We start from the raw sequence: 20090 nt of genomic DNA, 5'->3' as shown, positions 1-20090 counted from the left end.
GAATGAGAAAGGCTGATTTAGTAGTTGGAGTTCAATGGGGTGATGAGGGTAAAGGCAAGATAGTTGATATGCTAGGACTAAACTATGACATGATCTGTCGCTCACAAGGTGGTCACAATGCCGGCCATACGATCTGGGTTGATGGCGTTAGATACGCGCTTCACCTTGTTCCAAGTGGAATTTTGCATAAAAATATTATAAACATCATTGGCAATGGTGTTGTTGTTTGCCCAGAGGTATTAATCACTGAAATGGCTCAGTTTGAAAATTTGGAGGGAAGACTTTATATTAGCGATAAAGCACATTTAAATCTAAGCTACCATAGTCAAATCGATCAAGCAAAAGAGAGACTAAAAGGCGAAAAAGCAATCGGTACGACTGGAAAAGGTATCGGACCAACTTATGCTGATAAAATAAGTAGAAGTGGTCACAGAGTAGGCGAACTACTTGAGCCGGAGCGTTTGTGCGATGCTTTGATGCATGATTTTGAGACAAACAAATGCGTATTTGACGCACTTGGTGTAAAAATTCCTAATGAGAACGAATTACTTGAAGAGCTAAAAAGATATAAAGAGGTTTTAGCTCCATTTATCGCAAATACTACAAACCTAGTGTGGAAGGCACTTGATGAAAATAAAAAGGTATTACTTGAAGGCGCTCAAGGCACACTTTTAGATATTGACCACGGCACATATCCATACGTAACTAGCTCAAATACCATAAGTGCAGGTGCTTGCACAGGTCTTGGGCTAAATCCAAAAGAAATCGGTGAAGTAATAGGCGTCATAAAGGCCTATACGACTCGTGTTGGTTTTGGCCCTTTCCCAACAGAAGATAAAGGCACGAGCGGCGATAAGATGTGCGATATCGGTAAGGAATTTGGCACAACAACAGGCCGCCGCAGACGTTGTGGTTGGTTTGATGCTGTGAGTGTAAAATATGCTTCAAGGCTTGACGGTGTCGATACTTATGCGCTTATGAAGCTTGATGTGCTTGATGGATTTGAAGTGGTAAAAATTTGCAAGGCTTATCAATATAATGGTGAAACGATTGATTATATGCCGACAGATCTTGAAAATGCAACTCCTATCTATGAAGAACTTGCAGGCTGGGATAGCGTAAAAGGCATAAGCAAATATGAAGATCTGCCAGCAAATGCAAGAGCTTATATCGAGCGAATAGAAGAGCTAACTGGCGTAAAGATCGGCTACATTTCAACAAGCCCTGAAAGAAGCGATACGATCATTAGATGAAAAGCAAATTTACCTCTATCGTCCGTGTAAAAAAACAAGAGATGGATAAGGTAGAGGCAAAGCTTGCCATTGCTAGGCTTAATGTAAGAAATTTTGAAGAAAATTTAGTGCATTTAAGAGCAAGGCTTGAGGAGTTTTGCTTGCCAAAAAGTGGCAATATAGGCGAGCTAAAGGAAAATTTAGAGTTTATAAAGATAGCAAGGCAAGAGTTAAATGCCTGCAAAGAGAGCCTTGAAATGGCTAACAAAGAAGTTTTACACTACGAGCATAAATATAAAAATGCAAATTTAGAGTACGAAAAGATGAAATATCTAGAAAAAGAAGAGTTTAAAAAAGAGATAAAACGCATACAAAAGGCCGAAACACTTGCACTTGACGAGTTTGCAGTGATGAAATTTACAACTAAGAGCGAGTTGTGATGAGAGCGGTTTTATTATTCTTAACTATTTTAAATTTTGCATCTTGTTTTGAAGTACCAGTTGACTGTACGCAAATTTTTGAAGCTAGAAAAGAAGAAATTTTAAAGGAACTTGAGATCATAGATGAACAGCGCCAAGCTTTAGAGGTATTTCGCGCAAGCTCGGCAGCAGCCTATGAAGAAAATAATAAAAAGCTTGCCAAAAAAGAAGCTGACCTAAATACGACAATGAAAGTAATCGAGCAAAAACGCAAAGAGCTCGATGAAGTGGTCGCTAAAAATGAAAAAATTTTAAAAGAACTTCGCACAATGACTAGCGATAAAGTCAATGAGTCGTATTCTAAGATGAAAGATGGTGCGGCGGCTGAGGTGCTCTCTAAAATGCCTAGATCAAACGCAGCCACCATACTTTATGCTCTTGATGCCAAAAAGATATCAACTATCATGGCAAAAATGGATCCGAAAGTGGCCTCTGAGATCACCACTTTGCTTCAAAAAGGGCCACCATTTGCTGATGAAAAAGGTGATATGCCAACTCCAGCCGGTAGTATAAATATACAGTAATCAATCTTTTACACAAACAAGTAAAATTTTAAAGAATTTAGACACCAAACATAAAGCTCTATGCTTATAAATTTTTAATTTTAAGCTCATCTAACTTTAGCTTGTATACTTTTATGGTAGTTATTTTTTAACCAAACTTGCTAGCACCCCAACTCCAAGGATGGCTAGAATGATAAAAAGGCTAATTTGTGCAGAAATTTCAAAACAATGATGAAAGATATGAGCAGTCGCACTTACAGCTAGCTTTGCTGCGATAAAAAATAAAAGCACGATCACAGAAATTTCTAGATATTTTAAAAAATTTTTGAGTGCTTCAAGCACAAAATAAAGCGTTCTTAGCCCAAGTATCGCAAATATCATCGCTGAATAAACAATTACAGGATCTTTGCTCACAGCAATGACAGCCGGAACGCTATCAAAAGCAAATATCACATCGCTTAGCTCAATCACGCAAAGACACAAGAATAATGGTGTTGCTACCCAAGTGGCTTTTAGTCTTAAAATTTGATCGTTAAGAGCAGTTTTTTGACTATCTGAAATTTGCTTAGAAATTTCGCTAAATTTAACAAAAAAACTATGTCCAAAAAGCTGTGGTAAAACCGGAAAGAAGCGATAAACTGCCCTATAAGCTATGTGGTTTGAATAATCTTTTATATCCTCATCACACTTATCTTTTTTTATCATCATTACAGCACTATATGCGACTATTGCTGCAAATATTAGCTCCATCCAAGGCGAGATGGCAAAAAGCATCGTACCTACGGCTACAAAGATGAGCCTAAATATCATAGCTCCTATAACGCCAAAGTAAAGCACTCTGTGGCGGTAAATTTCAGGTATCTTAAACCATGAAAAAATCGCCATCATCACAAAAAGATTATCTACCGAGAGCGACTTTTCTAGCGCATATCCTGCAAAATAAAGACTTGCTATTTCACTGCCTCGCTCAAAATATAAATATATGCCAAAAAGTACCGAAACTCCTATCCAAAAAATAGACCAAATACCAGCTTGTTTTAGTGAAATTTTCTCATCATGTTTATGAGCAAAAAGATCTATTCCAAAGGCAAGTGATGCCATTATAAGAAAAACTATAATTGTTTGAATTTCTGACGTGTTCAACTTTTATCCTTAAAATTTTAGCAAGGCATCATCAAGACTTCTACTATCTCGCCTTTTTTAAGAATTTCTTTATCCATTGGGATCATTAAAAGTGCAGCTTTGTTTGTTAAATTATTTACGATCGCTGAACTGCCAAGCTTTTTGCCATTTAGATTTACAAAATTTTTTCCTTCACGATTTTCTAAATTTACAGCTGTAAATTCTAAAAATGGTGAGCGTTTTTTATAGTCTTCGTCCATTATAGCCGTGATCTTTGGCTCTTCTTGACCAAACCACGCATTTATTAGGACCCTCACGTAAAGCACACACATAACCATTGCCGAGTACGGAAATCCAGGCAGCGCAAAGATGTATTTATCGCCTGACTTTGCCACTCTGATGTGACGACCCGGTTTTATGGCAGCACCTTCGATGATAAGGCTAAAATTTTCATTTAAAGCGCCTTTTACAAAGTCATAGTCCCCCATACTTATGCCACCAGTCGTCACTAGTATATCAGCTGATTTTAGTGCGTTTATGATAGCTTTTTCGACAAGCTCGGCCTTATCTCTTACGATCTCGCAAAGGATCGGCTCTGCGCCCATTTTGCGTATCTGCATAGCGATGCCTACGTGATTTGAGCTGTGAATTTGTGCTGGATTTTCTAATGGTTCGCCAAGGTCTTTTATCTCGCTACCAGTTGCAAGTATCGCCACTCTTGGACGGATAAAGACGCTTATGTGAAAGTGGCCAAGCTCTGCTAGAAGTGCGATTTCGGCGTAGCTTAGACGAGTGCCTTTTTTGATTAAAATTTCACCTTTTTTGTAGCTTTCTCCTACTTCTCGTACGGCAAAACCCTTTGGCACACTCTTTTTAATAATTATTTTTGAGCCGCTAACCTCGACATTTTCTACCGGCACAAGAGTATCAGTGCCTTCGCTCATTAGTGAGCCAGTGAAAGTTTTTACACATTTACTACCCTCTATGACCAGTCCTTTGTCGCTTCCAGCAGGCAGGTCTGTGATGAGCTCAAGCTCGTTTAGACCATCTTTAAAAGCAAAAGCGTATCCGTCCATTGCTGAAACCGGCTTTGCTGGGTAATTTTCAGCGGCTGTCACGTCGTAGGCGATATTTCTATCAAGTGCGTCCGTGATGGCTACTTTTTCGACCTTTTCCCACTCATTTATTGTATCTTTTAAAATTTTTAGGCTATCTGCGTAACTCATAAAATCTTTCATTTTTATCCCTTTTATGAAATTTTTGCATATTTTATCTACTTTGCTCTTAAAAAAATTAATCTTTGTTTTATTTAATGATTATTAAAATGCCATTTAAGAAATCAGTTTGATTTTACCCTATACACAGGAATATTCATGAATAAAACAGTGCTTTACATCATCGCAGGTGCAAGCCTTGGCATTCTTGGCCCAGTGCTTGTTTATTTTGGCAACCCAGCAAACATGGGCGTTTGTGCGGCTTGCTTTTTAAGGGATAGCGTAGGTGCTCTTGGCTTTCACCAAGCCAAGGTCGTGCAGTATCTAAGGCCTGAAATTTTAGGGCTTATCATCGGAGGCTTTCTAGCCAGTATGCTTTGGAGTAGAAATTTCACTCCAGTATCAGGCAGTGCGGCTTTTTCTAGATTTTTCTTAGGCGTGTTTGCTATGATTGGTTGCCTTATCTTTTTGGGCTGCCCATGGAGAGCGTTTTTGCGTCTTGGCGGAGGAGATATGACTGCTATTGCTGGTCTTGTCGGTCTATTTGCTGGTGTTTTTGTTGGACGATTTTTCAAGAAAAATGGTTACGTCATACCTGAAAATGATGCCACAACAAAACCAGTTGCATTTTTGCCATTAATCATTGCCATTTTGCTTTTAATAGCCCTTGTCTTTGGTTTAAAACTTGGCGATAATGGTGCATTATTTAGCTCAGAAAAAGGCCCAGGCTCACAGCACGCAAATATCTTTATCTCACTTATTTGCGCCATTGTTATTGGCATTTTTATGCAAAGAAGTAAATTTTGCTCGGTTGGAGCGATTAGCAAAGTTTTTGAGCGCGATCTTTCAATGTTTTATGGCATTGTATCTATCATCGCTTTTGCAAGTATCACAAATTTAGCTCTTGGACAATATAAATTTGGCTTTGAAGCTCAACCTATCGCTCACAATGACGTTCTTTGGAATTTCCTTGGCATGAGCTTGGCTGGTCTTTGCTTTAGTCTAAGTTATGGCTGCCCAGGCAAACATTTAGTGCAAATGGGGGCTGGAAATTTAAGCTCGGCTGTATTTGTTTTAGGCATGGGAGCAGGCGCTGCGATAAGCCATAACTTCATACTTGCAAGCTCTGGAGCTGGAATCACTCCTTACGCTCCATATGCCGTAGCGATCGGCTTTATCTATGCTATTTATGTCGGAGTTTTTACTAAAAAAGCATAATATAAATTTGGCTGCCTTTGCAGTCAAATTTACTCACTTTTTATATCCATCACCTCATCAAAAAGTCCAAAAAGCTCACGTGGGTGTGTGATCATTAAAATACTAGCCTTAATCTAAAATTTTTTAGTGGCAATAGTAATGCATTTTTTAAGATGGCAAATAATAATTTCAAATCGAACTAAAATTTTAACAATGGATTGGCAAAAATTAATAAACATCAATATAAAGTAAATATTTTAAACTATTTTGATATAGAATATCGATTTTAATTTTATCTAAAGGAATTCTATGAAATTTAGCATACTTGCTTCATCACTGATCTTTAGCTCGCTGTGGGCTTTAGATACAAATAACAGTGATTATTCAGTTATTTTACCAACTATCGAGGTGGAAGGTATCTCTGAGCAAAATACCCTAAAAGGTTATATCGCGTATGATAGTGCGGATATCAATAGAAATGGACTCAGCAACAAAGAGACGCCACAAACTATCGAAAATATAGATATACAAAAGAACAGAAACTACGGTACAAACGATCTTTCAAGTATTCTAGAAGGAAATGCTGGTATTGATGCAGGCTATGATATGAGAGGCGAGAGCATCAAGATAAGAGGCTTTAGTGTTGATGGTGGCGATATATATAGAGATGGTGTTAGAGATTCTGGCCAGATAAGACGCAGTACAGCAAATGTTGAGAGAGTTGAAATTTTAAAAGGACCAGCTTCGATCTTATATGGAAGAAGTGACGGCGGCGCAGTTGTAAACCTAGTTAGTAAGAAGGCAAACTTTATGCCTGTTTATAAGCTCTCAGGAAGAGTTGGCAGCTGGAGTAGATATGGTGGTGGTATCGATATAAATCACGTAGTAAATAATCAATTAGCTGCAAGATTAACGACTGATATGGAACGTGGAAAGTCATGGAGAGAGGGCGTAAAATATAAAAATTTTATGGTAAGTCCAAGCATTATCGTGACAAATGATGGCGGAACGGTAAGCTTTGAGGCGCAATACACATATGATAATGCTTGGCGTGTACCTGATAGAATGCCGACAAAAAGTGTCTATGACAAACTTGGTATCGACTATACAAAGGGATTTTCTCACGATGGTGACTTTACAGAAGACAAACTTCACTTTTTCCGCACTGAGCTAAATGCCGAGCTGGCAAAAGAGCTAAATTTAAAATGGGTTTTTGGATACAGAAAAGCTAGTCAAAATTTTGATCATTATTTTAGTGGTACCATCATGCCTGGAAATAGACTAAAGCAAAACTATGCTAAACAACAAACTGATAATAACACGCTATCAAATGCCATAACGCTTACAAAAGAGCTTGAATTTACAAGATTTAAGCATAATCTTACTTTTGGATATGACAACAGCGTAGAAACTCGCCATCCAAGGCTTTGGTATGACAAAGCAAAAAATGTAACCATAAATCCATACGCATCAAGATCGAGTTGGGGTAGTGTGGGCTACATGCCGCTTACGACCGACAACAAGCACAAAGCTATAAATAATGGAGTATTTTTAGAAGATCTAATAAGCTTAGATGATAAATATAGGCTGCTTCTTGGTGGTAGGTTTGACTTTTATAAGTTTACAACAAGAGATATAAAGGGTAAAACAAATAGCTATAAGGGGGATTCTTTTAGCCCAAGAGTTGGCTTGCTGTGGGACTTTTTACCAGAGCATACCGCATATGCTTCATACTCAAAGAGCTTTGCCCCATACGGTGGCCGTGGAAATATAGGTATAAGTATAGGCGATACAACAATGCTTGATCTAAAACCACAAAATAACGAGCAATATGAAATCGGCTTAAAAAGCACATGGGCTGATAATAAATTTAGCTCAAACCTAGCTATATTTCAGATCGAGCATAATAATATAAGATATAGACCAGATCCTACAAATGATCCATTCACTTGGGCACAGCGTGGTAAAGAGCGAAGCCGTGGTATAGAGCTAAATATATTGGGTCAAATTTATGAAAATTTATATCTAAGAAGTTCGCTTGGATATATGAGAGCTATTATCGCAAGCGACAAATCAAATCCATTAAACGAAAGACTTAATTTAAAAGATACAACCAACTGGCAGGGCAATGTTTTTTTAAGATATGCTAAAAACGACAAATGGTATGTCGAAAGTGGCGTAACCGGGTACTCTAAAAGATATAGTTACCAAGTAACTAAAACAAGCGTAACCGATCAACACTTGCCCGGCTTTGTAAGGCTTGATGCAAGTGCTGGATATAACTTTAATGAACACGCTCAAATAACACTAGCGATAAATAATATCTTAAATAAAAAATACTGGCGTTCTGATTCAAGACCGGGCGACGAGAGATCGTTTATGCTAAATATGCACTACACTTTTTAACTAAAATTTACACCGCCTTCTCTTTGGCGGTGTAAATTTTTGTCATGTGAAATTTGGAGAAATTTAACCACCAAAGATGGCTAAATTTGAAGTTATCTTAAAATTTGAATCTTTGCTTTTGCGCGGAGTTTATCAAAATAATCAGCCATAAGTTTTTCTTGCTCACCTTGATAAAGCTCATTTATAACATTATCCTTAACGTCTGCAAAGCTTGGTGTGTATGAGCCGATCTTCTCTTTTACTAAAAACATATCAAAGCTGTCAGGCCCTTGCAAAGGCTGTGTGTAGTCACCGTTATTTGTGCTTGAGATGATCGCAGCAAGCCTTGGATCTATGCTTTGATAGTCCAAACTAACCTCTTGTGTTTGCACGCCGTCTAGTAGCTTCGGACTTGTCTTTTGAGCCTCAAGTAGCTCAGGATCTTTTGCTCTATAAACTACGACTCTAGCGGTGCTAAAGACCTTAAATTTATCAGGATTAGCATCAAAATACATCTTTGCTTTTTGCTCATTTACATTTTTACCAGCTTCAGCCAAGATGCTTTTATAAAGCTTTTCTTGAAGCATCTTTTTTTCTATGTTGTTTTTAAACTCCAAAAAGTCCATGCCTTGAGCTTGGATAGAGCTTCTAAACTGCGAATTTGTCATGCCATTTTGCTTTGCGATCGATTCGATTCTATCGTTTAGCTCAAATGGCGTTACACTAATGTTTAAATTTTTTATCTGAGCATCTTCGAGCCTATCTCTTATGAGTAAATTTAAAGCATCTTGTTCGCTAGCTCTTAGCTGTTCTTTCAAGCTATAAACTTCATAAAGCGTGATTGGTTCGTTCTCTACAATAGCTGCGATACCGTTTATCATCTGAGCCGAATATAAATTTAAAGCACTTAGCATGCCAGCAGCCAAAAAGAGCAATTTTTTCATAATAAAACCTTTATTTAAGTATTTAGTAAATATAATTTTGGGCAATTATAACATAAAAATAAGGCACAAAATGATAGTTACTAGATTTGCTCCGTCGCCTACTGGATACCTACATATAGGCGGACTTAGGACAGCCCTTTATAATTATTTATATGCAAGAGCTAATAATGGAAAATTTTTACTTCGCATCGAAGATACTGACTTAAAACGAAACTCAGAAGAAGCCACGCAAGCCATAAAAGAGGCATTTGCTTGGTGCAAGCTAGATCACGATGGCGAAGTAACATATCAGTCAAAGAGGTTTGATCTTTACAAAGAGTATGTAAAAAAGCTTCTTGAAGAAGGCAAGGCATATAAATGCTACATGAGCAAGGACGAGCTTGAAGAGCTTAGAGCTAGCCAAGAGGCAAGAAAAGAGCGCCCAAAATATGACAACAGATATAGAGATTTTACTGGCACGCCTCCAGCTGGCATCGAGCCAGTCATCCGTATCAAAGCCCCACTTAGTGGCGAGATCGTCATACATGATGGCATAAAGGGCGAGGTTAAATTTAAGGTTGAAGATATCTTAGACGACTTCATCATCGCTAGAAGTGACGGCACGCCAACATATAACTTCACAGTTGTGATAGATGACGCACTAATGGGTGTAACAGATGTCATCCGCGGCGATGATCACCTCTCAAATACCCCAAAACAGATCGTTCTTTACGAAGCACTTGGCTTTAAGGTACCAAAATTTTATCACGTCGCTATGATAAACGGCGAGGATGGCAAAAAGCTTAGCAAAAGACACGGCGCAACTGACGTTATGGAGTATAAAAAGATGGGCTATTTGCCTGAAGCACTCTTAAATTTTCTCGTTCGTCTTGGCTGGAGCCACGGTGATGATGAGATTTTTACTATTGAGGATATGCTTAAATACTTTAATCCAAACGATATCAACAAAAGCTCAAGCACTTATAATGCTCAAAAGCTTGACTGGCTAAATTCTCACTACATTAAGACCCTGCCTTACGAGAGATTAGCACATGATATGCTCGAGTTTGGCGTTGATTTTAAGGCTTTGGTAAAGGGCGAGCTACTGCTAAATTCGCTCCGTGAGAGATCAAAGACACTAATCGAAATGGCAAATAGCGCAAACGCGATCATTAGCGCTCCAAAAAGCTACGATGAGAAAGCATGGGCTAAATTTATAAATGAAAATAGCAAAGAAATTTTGGCGAAATTTGCTCAAATTTTAGACCGTGACCTTGACGCAAAGGGCTACGAGGAGCTAACTAATAAATTTTTAGAGCAAAATGGCTTAAAGCTAAAAGACCTAGCTCAGGCTCTAAGAATAGCGCTAACTGGCTCAAGCGTGAGCCCAAGCATCTTTGAAGTACTTGAAGTAGTGGGCAGTAGCGAGACGAAAAATAGAATACAAAATTTATTAAAGGAAGAAAAATGACACATGTAACTAAAGAAGAAGCACTAAACTACCACATAGGTGGTAAGATCGAGATAAAGGTAAAGACGCCTTGCGAGACGTCAAGAGACCTTTCAATGGCCTATACACCAGGTGTTGCAGAGCCTTGCAAAGAGATAGAAGCTGACAATGAACTAGCTTATAAATATACGAATAAAGCAAATCTAGTAGCCGTTATCACTGACGGCACGGCTGTTCTTGGACTTGGCGACATCGGCGCTATCGCTGGCAAGCCAGTTATGGAGGGCAAATCAGTTCTATTTAAAAAATTTGCAAACGTTGATGCCTTTGACATCGAGCTAGATGAGCACGATCCAGATAAGATCGTTGAGATTTGCAAGGCTCTTGCTCCGACATTTGGCGGTATAAATTTAGAAGATATCCGTGCTCCAAAGTGCTTTGAGATCGAGAGAAAGCTTCAAGAAGCAGTCGATATCCCAGTCATGCATGACGATCAGCACGGCACAGCGATGATAACAAGTGCTGGCATGATAAATGCGATGGAAATTTCTGGCAAAGATATATCTAAGATAAAAATCGTAGTTAGCGGCGCAGGCGCAGCTGGCATTGCATGCGCGAAGATGTATAAAGCGCTTGGTGCAAAACACATCGTTATGATAGATAGCAAAGGCGTAATTCATTCAAAAAGAACAGACCTAACACCTGAAAAGGTAGAGTTCGCGCTTGAAACTGAGGATAGAACTCTAGCTGATGCGATGAGGGGTGCTGATATGTTTTTAGGTCTTTCTAAGCCTGGTGTTCTTACAAAAGAGATGGTTGCTTCAATGAATAAAGAGCCTATCATCTTTGCTTTGGCAAACCCAGTGCCTGAAATTTATCCAGAGGATGTTGAGGCTGTAAGAAGCGACGTTATGATGGGTACAGGCAGAAGCGACTATCCTAACCAAGTAAATAACGTTTTAGGCTTTCCATTCATCTTTAGAGGTGCGCTTGACGTTAGAGCTAAAAAGATCACTGAAAATATGAAAATGGCTGCGGCTAGAGCGCTTGCACAGCTTGCAAAAGAGCCAGTACCAGCTGAAGTTTTAAAAGCAAGTGGCGTTAGCGAGCTAAAATTTGGCAAAGAGTATATCATCCCAAAACCATTTGACAAGCGCGTATTAACAGCAGTCGCTCCAGCAGTTGCAAAAGCTGCAGTTGAAGATGGCGTGGCGAGAGTAAAAGATTTTGATGTTGAGGCTTACAAAGCCAAGCTTGCAAAAGGATTTTAAAATTTAGCCCAAATTTTGGGCTAAACTCTTTTTGGCATTTTGTAAAGATAAACCCTGTAAAAACAGTAAATTTAAGGATAAAAAATGCAAAACGTTAAACTCATCTCGCACCCACTGATCGAGCATAAATTAACCATTCTACGTGATAAAAATACCCAACCTTTTCAGTTTCGTATGCTAGTTGATGAGATCAGTTATCTTATGATCTTTGAGGCGACTAGAAATTTAAAGGTAAAAGATGTAAAAGTCCAAACCCCAGTTGCGGTGGCAGATGCAAAAAGGCTTACTACAAAAGTGATGATATGTCCTATTTTAAGGGCTGCACTTGGTATGCTTGATAGCGTTTTTACCATTATCCCAGATGCGAGTGTGGGCTTTTTGGGCTTTCAGCGAAACGAAGAGACGGCGCAGGCTGAGTTTTTCTACGCAAAGCTTCCAAAAGATGCAAAAGAGCGCATGGCGATCATAATTGACCCTATGTTTGCAACTGGTGGCACGGCGATAGATGCGGTCAAATTCTTGCGTGAAAAGGGCGTTAAAGAGATCAAATTTATCTCTATCATTGCTGCACCTGAGGGGCTAAAGAGATTTAGTGAAATTTACCCAGATGTTGAGGTCTATACGGCATCGATTGATGAGAAACTAAACGAGAAAAACTACATCGTTCCAGGTCTTGGTGACGCTGGCGATAGAGTTTTTAACACGCTTTAGGGGCTAAATTTGAACAAAAGACTTTTGCCAGCCTTAGTCGCCTTTGTAATAGCCGTAATTGTTGGCACTTTCTTTTTCTCAAATAATGGTAGTGAGGCAAATAAAAACGCTCAAATTTTACTTGAGCAGCTAAACAAAGAGGGACAAAAAAGCCAGAGCCTTGCAGAAAATGGCTCATACACCTCAAAAGATGAGGTCGCTCTTTATATCTATAAATTTAACAAGCTACCAAAGAATTTCATAACTAAAAAAGAGGCACTTGATCTTGGCTGGGATGCAAAAAGCAGAAATTTATGGCAGATAAGCGGTGGCAAAAGCATCGGCGGGGATAGATTTTCAAACAGAGAAAAGAGGCTGCCAGATACTGATGGTAGAAAGTGGTTTGAGTGCGATGTGAATTATAATGGTGGCAGGCGCGGTGCTGAGAGAATTTTATACTCAAACGACGGGCTTATCTACTACACGCCCGATCACTACGAGCATTTTTACCTGCTTTATGAGAAGAGGATGCAATGAAAAGCGTGATCTTAGATGCCAAAAAGATGGCTGAAAAAGAGAAGATGCATGAGTATTTTGCTAAGAAATTTGACCTGCCAGAGTACTACGGCAAAAATTTAGACGCGCTCTTTGACTGCCTTTGCGAGATAAATGAGCCAACGCTTATAAGGCTAAAAAATGAAAAATTTTTGGATGATAGTGCAAAAGAGAGCTTGACTCGGCTATTTCGCGATGTTTGCAATGAAAACGAGCTAGTTAAATTTGAGCTTGTAAAAGATGAAAAATGATATTTGGAAAGATTGATTATCTAAATTTACTCCCATTTCACGTTTTTTTAAAATCAGCCCCACTAAGCTCTCAGATAAAAAAGGCTATCGAGTTTAAAAAGGGCGTGCCAAGCAAGCTAAACAGAGCTCTAAACGCCAGAAAGATCGACGCTGCGGTGATCTCAAGCATAGCAAGCAAAAAGGCAAATTTAAAGAAGCTAAATTTTGGAATAGTCGCCAAAAAAGATGTAAAAAGCGTGCTTGTGCGCAAAAACTCAGCCCCAAAGCCAGATCCTGCCTCAGCCAGCTCAAACGCTCTAGCCAAGGTGCTTAAGCTAAATGGCGAGGTGATCATAGGCGACAGGGCGCTAAAGACATACTTAAGCGAGGGCAAAGAGTGCTTTTACGACCTTGGTCAAATTTGGCACGAAAAGACAAATTTGCCATTTGTTTTTGGTAGATTTTCTTACGTAAAAAATGGCTCGTTTTACAAAAAGCTGGTTGCAAAATTTTTACAAAAAAATGTAAAGATCCCAAACTATATCTTAGCACAGTACGCTAAAAGCCGCGACATAAGCGAGCAAAATATCAAGTGGTATTTGAAATTTATAAGCTACAAAATAGGTCCAAAAGAGCAAAAATCACTCCGAAAATTTTTTAAAGAAAATAGACTATTAAAAGCAGCAAAAAAGAATTAAATCTAAAGCTGCTTAGCAACTTCCAAGAAACTTTTAAATTTAGTGATGCATATGCATATTAGTTGAGTTATCATCGCTCATATTTTGCATCATCATCTTGTGGTGATCATGCATCGGCATATCTGCTGGCATGTTCATTGGCATATTTATCTGCATATCCATCGCGCCGTTTTCAGCCTTATAGCCTGTTATGGATAGGATCAACCATGCCAAATATCATAGCGACGTGTCCGACGATCAAGAAGAAGATGAGCAGGCAAAAGTGAAGTTTTGGCTTTGTTTTTTCGTTTGCATTTTTATAGATCAAATTTAGCTCTAAAAGGGCGATGCCAAGAAGTGGGATGACGCCGATAAGATAAAAAATTTACACATAGATGGCCAAGATAGTCAAAAACACCAAAAATAGATGCAAAATTTAAGAAGATATAAATTTACTCCTAGCTTGGCTAAGAGTAAATTTAAGCTAGTCTTTAAACTCGTGTGAGATGACTGGAGAAAATTCCTCCCAATGAAGCTTTGTTTTAAATGTTGGCATCTTGCTTTGAAATGGCTCTTTTTTAAGAGCTGCCATAGCGACACTATCGCCTTTTGGTTTAGCTGGTGCTTCTACGTTTAAGACCGCTCTTTCAAGCTCGATGAAGTCTTTTAAGATGATCGCATACGAGCGAAAGAAATTTGCCTCTTTGTGAGCTGAAAGTAGCTGAGAAAACTCATCTACAAATAAATTTAAAGTTTCAGAAAATAGCTTATTGCTAATATTTTTTGCATCATTAAACTCATCTTTTAAAAATGTAGCCATCGCTAAAAATATAAATCCAACGTAGTCCTCGCTATCTTTGCAAAGCTCGCTATCACGTCTATATGGGCTTAGTTTTAAACATTCAATAACCCTAAGCCTAGCTGCTCCGTTATCTCTGCCCTCTTCATAAAATGAGGCACTTAAGGGGATATTTGTAAAGCCAAAAAGAACGTCATTTTGTTCTTTTGAAAATTCTTCAAAGCTAAATTTATCTAAATTTTTAAACGCAGCATCACTATCCTCGCTCAAAGGATTTGCACTTAAGTATTTTAGCTGCTCTTTCCACCTTGAAAATTTTTCATCATTTGTGTAAAAAAACATAGGGTATGCTAGAAATTCGTAAAAATATGATCTTGCTTTTATGATGTTTTTATCCATTTAATAAATCCTCTTTCATCGCGTTTATTTGGGCTTGAACCATTAGTTTGGCCTTACAGTCAGCACAGCAGTAAAGCGCTTTTATCTTGACCCTATCGTTGCCAAATCTTGGTTGCATTATAGTTGCGATCTTTTCGACTGCTTTTTTAGTTGCAAACTCTTTTCCGCACTCAACACAGGCAAAAAGCTCATCTCTTGCCAGTTCATTATATGTAAAAAACTCAGGCTTAAGAGAAATTTTTCCAATCTCAAGGCTTATGGTATCTTTTTCAGCACAGCTTAGTTCGCAGTATCCGCAAGCTGTACAGACGCTTGGATTAAATAAAATCGAATTTGTCTTTTTATCAGCCACTAGCGCACTTACGTTACAAGCACCAACGCAACTTAGACAAAGTGTACAGCTATCAGTGTTTATCTTGATATCACCGTATCTTATCATCTCACCGCTTTTTACCACGCCAAGATCTTCGCTGCCTACTAAAAACTCAAGCCTTTTTGCAAAAATTTCTCTTTTTGGCAAGGCATATTCGTTTATCGTGTGTTGTGAGTCAGCTATAAATTTTGCTTTTTTGAGCGCATCTTCAAGCTCATTTTTATCTTTAGCGTGATAGATCGCCGTCTCTTTAAATTTAAGCTCATAAATTTGATTTAAGATGCTAATGGCGTCTTTTTCGCCTTTGCTAAGAGTTTTGCTAAATAAAATCACACTCGCACCACTTTCTTGAAGCAATGTAAGAAGATGCGCTTGATTTAACATATGCGGTGCTGATATGAAAAAAGGCAAGATATTTTCAGGTAGGCTTATATTTAGCTCATCTAAATTTGTTTCATTAGAGATTATTAGCGGAGTTTTGCCTTTGTAAAGTTTGGCAATAGTAGCAAAAGAATTTTGTGGCATAAGTGTAGAGTCAAGAGATCCGCTAGGGCAGACGCTAATGCAGTTGCCACAATTTACACAATCGATTTGTGAGAAAACAAGATGCTTTGTCTCGTCTTCTTTTAAAATGGCTACAGTTGGACAAACATCGACACAGCGTCCACAAATTTCATTTCGTCGCTCATGGTATTGGCAGATCGAAGAGTCGTATTGAGTTAGGCTTTTGTACTTAAATTTTGGAGTTTTTTCATTTAAAATTTTAAGCACAGCTTCATCTTCTAGCCCAGCTATTTCGTAACAGCCGCTTTGTTTTAGCATATAATCCCTTGCATTTTCAACCAAGAAAAAGTCACAATCGACCTCAAATTCGTCATTTGCTCTAAGTATCAAAACACTAAGTTCGCCAGCTGCACCATAAATAAATTTCACTTCAAAATGCGTTAATTCAATGACTTTATAGCCATTTTCTTTTAATAAATTTGCTAGCTCCTCACGGCCTGAGTTGCTTACTATTACGACATTTTTGCCGACTTCTTTTTCGTAATCAACATCCTTTGCCATGTCAAATACAGTTGCTCTTGCTTCATAAAGCAAAAGTGTATTTTTAGCTTTTTCTAAGACGCTTGCAGTTGTATTTTTTAGATAAAAATTTATCTCAGGTGCGGTAATGTTTGCTTTAAGCTTTGGCGAGTTAGAAACTAAATATTCTTCCTTTTCATTATTTATTTCTATCTGTTCATTTAGCATTAAAGTATCGTCAAAATCGTTATAAAAGCCAAATTCTTTCATAATTTCTCCTATTATCAAAAACAGGCTTATTTTAATATTAATGGGATTAATGAACTCTGAATTTTATATGTTCCTTTTTGCTCTAAGGTTTAATTTATAATATTTTTTATGTTAAAATCACGGCTTGGTAAAACTAACTTACTAGGAGCACGAATTGAGCGATTTAAGAGATATCCCACAAGTTGATAAAATCATAAAAAACGAAGCTTTTTCAGGATTTGATATAAATTTAGTCACATTGCTTGCGAGGCAAATTTTAAATGAAGTTAGAGCTAAAATTTTAAATGAAAATGCAAACTTTGCGTTGCAAGAAATAATAGATTTAATCCTAAACGAATATCATAAATTTAATGAATCAAGCCTTCAAAGAGTGCTAAATTTAACCGGTGTGACCATACATACAAATCTTGCTAGAAGTGTTATCGATAAAGAAATTCTAAGCCGTGCAACTCCGGTAATCACAGGGTATTCAAACCTTGAATACAACCTAAAAACAGGCAGTCGCGGCAACAGATATGACTATATCGGTGAGATGATCGCAAGAGCATTTGGTTTTGAAGATGCTATCGTTGTAAATAATAACGCAAGTGCTGTATTTTTAGTGCTAAATACCTTTGCAAAAGGCAGAGAAGTCGTCGTTAGCAGAGGCGAACTAGTCGAGATCGGCGGTAGTTTTAGAGTGCCAGAAGTTATGGCAAATGCGGGCTGCTTTTTGAAAGAGGTTGGCACGACAAACAAAACTAAGCTAAAAGACTACGAAGAGGCAATTAGTGAAAATACGGCGATGCTTGTAAAGGTTCATCGCTCAAATTTTGATATCGTGGGCTTTAGCGAAGAGGTTACGGCAAATGAACTAAGTAAATTGGCGAGTGAGCAAAATTTGATAGATTATTTTGATCTTGGCAGCGGATTTTACGGAAATTTGCCGTTTAATCTTGACAAAAATGAGCCAGATCTAAAAAATTTAAAAGATGTTTCGCTAGTTAGTTTTAGTGGCGATAAGCTGCTTGGTGCGGTGCAGTGTGGCATCATTGTCGGCAAAAAAGAGCTCATCGCAAAGCTTAGGAAAAACCAGCTTTTAAGGATGCTTCGCGTAGATAAAGTGATCATCTCGCTTTTGGCTGAGAGCATGAAAGCCTATCTAAACAAAGAATTTGAGCTAATCACAACGCAAAAACTGCTTCATAAAAGTGTAAAAGAGCTTGAGAGCTTGGCAAAATTTATAAATAAAAGCCTAAAAACTCCGCTTGAAATAGTACGCACACAAACCTTTGTAGGAGGCGGTGCGATGCCAAATAAAAAAATTCCAAGTATGGCTTTGGCAGTTAGCGGAGATGCAGTTTTAAATGAGCAAAAATTTAGGCAAAAAAAGGTGATCGGCCGCATAGAAAATGATAAATTTTTGCTTGATTTAAGAACACTTTTAGATGAAGATGTAAATGAACTAATAAAAATAATAAATGAAACGGAAGAAAAATGAGTTTAATAATAGGAACAGCAGGGCATATCGACCACGGAAAAACCGCGCTTATAAAGGAGCTAAATGGCTTTGAGGGGGACAATCTTGAAGAGGAGAAAAAGCGTGGCATAACGATCGATCTAAGCTTTTCAAATTTAAGCAAAAATAGCGAAAATATCGCGTTTATCGACGTGCCAGGGCATGAAAATCTCATAAAAACGATGATAAGTGGCGCGTATGGCTTTGATGCGTGCTTGTTTGTGGTGGCGGCAAATGACGGCCTTATGCCTCAAAGCTTGGAGCACCTTGAAATTTTAAATCTACTTGGCGTGAAATCTATAATCGTGGCACTTACTAAGTGTGACCTCGTAGATGAAGCGACTATAAATTTAAGAAAAAAAGAGATAAGAGATGAAATTTCTAAATTTAAAAACCTGCAAATTTTAGAAATTTTTGCCGTTAGTATAAAGGATAAGGCAAGCATCGATGAACTTAGAAACTACCTCTTTACGCTAAGAGCTAAAAAACGCGATGAAGACGGCGTTTTTAGATACTACATTGATAGGGTTTTTAGCCTAAAAGGTATCGGAAATGTCGTAACTGGCACCGTTATAGAGGGAAGCGTTAGTAAAAACGAGAAGCTTTTTAACTACGATGCTGGCAAAGAGGTGCTAGTAAGAAGTGTGCAAAGCCACGATAAATTCGTTGATAGCGTAGGAGTTAGCAGCCGCGTGGCGCTAAATTTGACAGGAATTGAGCTTAATGAGTTAAAAAAAGGGCAGTTACTTAGTAAAAAAGGCTATTTTAGGGGATTTAGAGAGGTTGATGCGGTCGTAACTGCTAAGAATTTGATACATTCACAAAGCGTGACATTTTGTGTGGGCGCTAAAAACGTGCCCGCAAAGGTGCTAATACTAAGCCAAAAAGATGATAGCTACTTTGTAACATTTAAATTTCAAAGCGATATGTTTTTAAAATTTGACGAGACCTTTGTGCTTATCTCAGATGCACGCGTGATAGGCGGTGGTAGAGTGCTAAATCCTGTGCTTGAGCCACTAAAAAAAGCTGGCAAAATTCTCTTTTTGGCTGCACTTTTAAAGCATGATTTCATTGGGGCATTTTCTATACTTAAAGAAGCCCACAAAAATGGCTTTGGCATCATCTCTTCTTATCAAAGATTTGGTTTGAGTCACGAAGAGGCCGTAAATGTGGCCAAAAAAGTCTCAAACGTCTTTGTTGATGAAAAGGCTTTAAATATCTACGATCTAAGCGCGGTTGAGCGGATAAAATCTGTGGTTAAATTTATGATAGAGAAAAATGAATTTGCTGTTTTTTCAGCTCAGAGTATAAGCTTAAAGCTTACTTGGGCTAGCGTTAGTTTGGCTCAAAAAGCACTTGATGAGCTTGAAAGTATAAACTTAATCTCTAAAAATGATGGCGTCTATACAAAAAAGGGCGTTGATATAAGCAAACTAAAAGTAAGGCTTGAAGAGAAAATTTATGAAATTTTAGAAAGCGGAAAGCTAGCTCCAACGGCACCTTATAATATATATGATGAGCTGGAAATAGATAGGCTAAGTGGCGATAATGCCCTTAAAAAACTAACTGCAATGGGTAGAGTTGTAAGGCTGGAGCATAATCTTTTTATCACTAGAAATTCGCTAAAAATGGCACTTGATAAGCTAAGAGAGATCATCAAAAATCAAAGCTTTGTAAATGTCACAAACGCCAAGGATGCACTAAATTTAAGCAGAAAATATGTAATCGCTTATCTTGAGCAACTTGACCTTGAGAGTGACATAATGAAGCAAGGAAATGATAGAGTCTTTCGTGGTTAGT

At 38.1% G+C, this 20090-nt stretch carries 20 protein-coding genes; 13 read left to right on the top strand and 7 right to left on the bottom strand.

Going from position 1 to position 20090, the window contains the following annotated elements:
• Positions 1-2 precede the first annotated feature (2 nt).
• Genes CYP64_RS09170 through CYP64_RS09160 form a run of 3 tightly spaced genes read left to right on the top strand, consistent with a single transcriptional unit; the run spans position 3 to position 2235 of the window.
• On the top strand, positions 3-1253 hold the full coding sequence (locus CYP64_RS09170; RefSeq protein ID WP_084041659.1) for an adenylosuccinate synthase: 1251 nt from the start codon (positions 3-5) through the stop codon (positions 1251-1253).
• Positions 1250-1672 (top strand): flagellar export protein FliJ, encoded by a 423-nt coding sequence (locus CYP64_RS09165; protein ID WP_103649519.1) that lies wholly within the window; start codon positions 1250-1252, stop codon positions 1670-1672. Before CYP64_RS09170 ends, CYP64_RS09165 begins: the two co-directional genes overlap by 4 nt.
• A complete protein-coding gene (locus CYP64_RS09160) occupies positions 1672-2235 on the top strand; it encodes a MotE family protein (RefSeq protein ID WP_103649518.1) in 564 nt (187 codons plus the stop codon). The genes CYP64_RS09165 and CYP64_RS09160 overlap by 1 nt, the downstream gene beginning before the upstream one ends.
• A gap of 120 nt (positions 2236-2355) precedes the next feature.
• On the opposite strand, the gene CYP64_RS09155 is transcribed toward CYP64_RS09160, so the two are convergent.
• Both CYP64_RS09155 and CYP64_RS09150 read right to left on the bottom strand, forming a co-directional pair.
• Entirely contained in the window at positions 2356-3357 is a 1002-nt protein-coding gene (locus tag CYP64_RS09155) for a TerC/Alx family metal homeostasis membrane protein (protein ID WP_103649517.1), read from the bottom strand.
• A gap of 17 nt (positions 3358-3374) precedes the next feature.
• Positions 3375-4574 (bottom strand): molybdopterin molybdotransferase MoeA, encoded by a 1200-nt coding sequence (locus CYP64_RS09150; RefSeq protein ID WP_103649516.1) that lies wholly within the window; start codon positions 4572-4574, stop codon positions 3375-3377.
• 135 nt (positions 4575-4709) lie between these two features.
• Between CYP64_RS09150 and yedE the strand changes: the two genes are divergently transcribed.
• A complete protein-coding gene (yedE, locus tag CYP64_RS09145) occupies positions 4710-5768 on the top strand; it encodes a YedE family putative selenium transporter (protein WP_103649515.1) in 1059 nt (352 codons plus the stop codon).
• Positions 5769-6056: 288 nt separating this feature from the next.
• Positions 6057-8153, top strand: a complete 2097-nt coding sequence (locus tag CYP64_RS09140; protein WP_103649514.1) for a TonB-dependent receptor — start codon at positions 6057-6059, stop codon at positions 8151-8153.
• Between the two features lie 92 nt (positions 8154-8245).
• On the opposite strand, the gene CYP64_RS09135 is transcribed toward CYP64_RS09140, so the two are convergent.
• Positions 8246-9076, bottom strand: a complete 831-nt coding sequence (locus CYP64_RS09135; protein WP_021091056.1) for a peptidylprolyl isomerase — start codon at positions 9074-9076, stop codon at positions 8246-8248.
• Between the two features lie 70 nt (positions 9077-9146).
• Between CYP64_RS09135 and gltX the strand changes: the two genes are divergently transcribed.
• The 6 genes from gltX (at position 9147) to CYP64_RS09105 (ending at position 13949) form a co-directional block, all read left to right on the top strand.
• Positions 9147-10526, top strand: a complete 1380-nt coding sequence (gltX, locus tag CYP64_RS09130) for a glutamate--tRNA ligase (protein WP_103649601.1) — start codon at positions 9147-9149, stop codon at positions 10524-10526.
• Positions 10523-11776, top strand: a complete 1254-nt coding sequence (locus CYP64_RS09125) for a malic enzyme-like NAD(P)-binding protein (RefSeq protein ID WP_054196129.1) — start codon at positions 10523-10525, stop codon at positions 11774-11776. The genes gltX and CYP64_RS09125 overlap by 4 nt, the downstream gene beginning before the upstream one ends.
• 84 nt (positions 11777-11860) lie before the next feature.
• On the top strand, positions 11861-12487 hold the full coding sequence (gene upp, locus CYP64_RS09120; RefSeq protein ID WP_004317747.1) for a uracil phosphoribosyltransferase: 627 nt from the start codon (positions 11861-11863) through the stop codon (positions 12485-12487).
• 9 nt (positions 12488-12496) lie between these two features.
• The gene (locus CYP64_RS09115; RefSeq protein ID WP_103649513.1) at positions 12497-13003 is read left to right on the top strand and encodes a ribonuclease domain-containing protein; all 507 of its coding nucleotides are present in this window, start codon (positions 12497-12499) and stop codon (positions 13001-13003) included.
• The gene (locus CYP64_RS09110; protein ID WP_103649512.1) at positions 13000-13272 is read left to right on the top strand and encodes a barstar family protein; all 273 of its coding nucleotides are present in this window, start codon (positions 13000-13002) and stop codon (positions 13270-13272) included. Before CYP64_RS09115 ends, CYP64_RS09110 begins: the two co-directional genes overlap by 4 nt.
• A complete protein-coding gene (locus CYP64_RS09105; protein ID WP_103649511.1) occupies positions 13269-13949 on the top strand; it encodes an MqnA/MqnD/SBP family protein in 681 nt (226 codons plus the stop codon). The genes CYP64_RS09110 and CYP64_RS09105 overlap by 4 nt, the downstream gene beginning before the upstream one ends.
• A gap of 39 nt (positions 13950-13988) precedes the next feature.
• Here the strand turns inward: CYP64_RS09105 and CYP64_RS10400 are convergent, their stop codons facing one another.
• The 4 genes from CYP64_RS10400 to CYP64_RS09090 form a co-directional block, all read right to left on the bottom strand.
• Positions 13989-14153, bottom strand: a complete 165-nt coding sequence (locus tag CYP64_RS10400; RefSeq protein WP_258032999.1) for a hypothetical protein — start codon at positions 14151-14153, stop codon at positions 13989-13991.
• Positions 14128-14256 (bottom strand): DUF6803 family protein, encoded by a 129-nt coding sequence (locus tag CYP64_RS10395; RefSeq protein WP_258032998.1) that lies wholly within the window; start codon positions 14254-14256, stop codon positions 14128-14130. The genes CYP64_RS10400 and CYP64_RS10395 overlap by 26 nt, the downstream gene beginning before the upstream one ends.
• A gap of 156 nt (positions 14257-14412) precedes the next feature.
• The gene (locus CYP64_RS09095) at positions 14413-15126 is read right to left on the bottom strand and encodes a TorD/DmsD family molecular chaperone (RefSeq protein ID WP_103649510.1); all 714 of its coding nucleotides are present in this window, start codon (positions 15124-15126) and stop codon (positions 14413-14415) included.
• On the bottom strand, positions 15119-16792 hold the full coding sequence (locus CYP64_RS09090) for a 4Fe-4S binding protein (protein WP_103649509.1): 1674 nt from the start codon (positions 16790-16792) through the stop codon (positions 15119-15121). Before CYP64_RS09090 ends, CYP64_RS09095 begins: the two co-directional genes overlap by 8 nt.
• Before the next feature lie 154 nt (positions 16793-16946).
• Here CYP64_RS09090 and selA point away from each other — a divergent pair, with 154 nt between their 5' ends.
• Together selA and selB are read left to right on the top strand one after the other, a co-directional pair.
• Positions 16947-18272 carry an L-seryl-tRNA(Sec) selenium transferase gene (gene selA, locus CYP64_RS09085; RefSeq protein WP_103649508.1) on the top strand — a complete coding sequence of 442 codons (1326 nt, stop codon included), beginning with the start codon at positions 16947-16949 and terminating at the stop codon, positions 18270-18272.
• Positions 18269-20089: a selenocysteine-specific translation elongation factor gene (gene selB / locus CYP64_RS09080; RefSeq protein ID WP_103649507.1), complete on the top strand. Its 1821-nt coding sequence runs from the start codon at positions 18269-18271 to the stop codon at positions 20087-20089. Before selA ends, selB begins: the two co-directional genes overlap by 4 nt.
• Position 20090: the final 1 nt, after the last annotated feature.

This window comes from Campylobacter concisus (assembly GCF_002913945.1).
GTDB classification, from domain to species: Bacteria; Campylobacterota; Campylobacteria; order Campylobacterales; family Campylobacteraceae; genus Campylobacter_A; species Campylobacter_A concisus_P.
Note: the sequence above shows the minus strand (reverse complement) of the source record. Positions and strands in the feature narration are given on the sequence as shown.

Excerpts from the sequence above, each read along its gene's own strand:
- CYP64_RS09170 (WP_084041659.1), top strand. The coding sequence starts at position 3 with ATGAGAAAGGCTGATTTAGTAGTTGGAGTTCAATGGGGTGATGAGGGT.
- CYP64_RS09165 (WP_103649519.1), top strand. The coding sequence starts at position 1,250 with ATGAAAAGCAAATTTACCTCTATCGTCCGTGTAAAAAAACAAGAGATG.
- CYP64_RS09160 (WP_103649518.1), top strand. The coding sequence starts at position 1,672 with ATGAGAGCGGTTTTATTATTCTTAACTATTTTAAATTTTGCATCTTGT.
- CYP64_RS09150 (WP_103649516.1), bottom strand. The coding sequence starts at position 4,574 with ATGAAAGATTTTATGAGTTACGCAGATAGCCTAAAAATTTTAAAAGAT.
- yedE (WP_103649515.1), top strand. The coding sequence starts at position 4,710 with ATGAATAAAACAGTGCTTTACATCATCGCAGGTGCAAGCCTTGGCATT.
- CYP64_RS09140 (WP_103649514.1), top strand. The coding sequence starts at position 6,057 with ATGAAATTTAGCATACTTGCTTCATCACTGATCTTTAGCTCGCTGTGG.
- CYP64_RS09135 (WP_021091056.1), bottom strand. The coding sequence starts at position 9,076 with ATGAAAAAATTGCTCTTTTTGGCTGCTGGCATGCTAAGTGCTTTAAAT.
- gltX (WP_103649601.1), top strand. The coding sequence starts at position 9,147 with ATGATAGTTACTAGATTTGCTCCGTCGCCTACTGGATACCTACATATA.
- CYP64_RS09125 (WP_054196129.1), top strand. The coding sequence starts at position 10,523 with ATGACACATGTAACTAAAGAAGAAGCACTAAACTACCACATAGGTGGT.
- upp (WP_004317747.1), top strand. The coding sequence starts at position 11,861 with ATGCAAAACGTTAAACTCATCTCGCACCCACTGATCGAGCATAAATTA.
- CYP64_RS09110 (WP_103649512.1), top strand. The coding sequence starts at position 13,000 with ATGAAAAGCGTGATCTTAGATGCCAAAAAGATGGCTGAAAAAGAGAAG.
- CYP64_RS09105 (WP_103649511.1), top strand. The coding sequence starts at position 13,269 with ATGATATTTGGAAAGATTGATTATCTAAATTTACTCCCATTTCACGTT.
- CYP64_RS09095 (WP_103649510.1), bottom strand. The coding sequence starts at position 15,126 with ATGGATAAAAACATCATAAAAGCAAGATCATATTTTTACGAATTTCTA.
- CYP64_RS09090 (WP_103649509.1), bottom strand. The coding sequence starts at position 16,792 with ATGAAAGAATTTGGCTTTTATAACGATTTTGACGATACTTTAATGCTA.
- selB (WP_103649507.1), top strand. The coding sequence starts at position 18,269 with ATGAGTTTAATAATAGGAACAGCAGGGCATATCGACCACGGAAAAACC.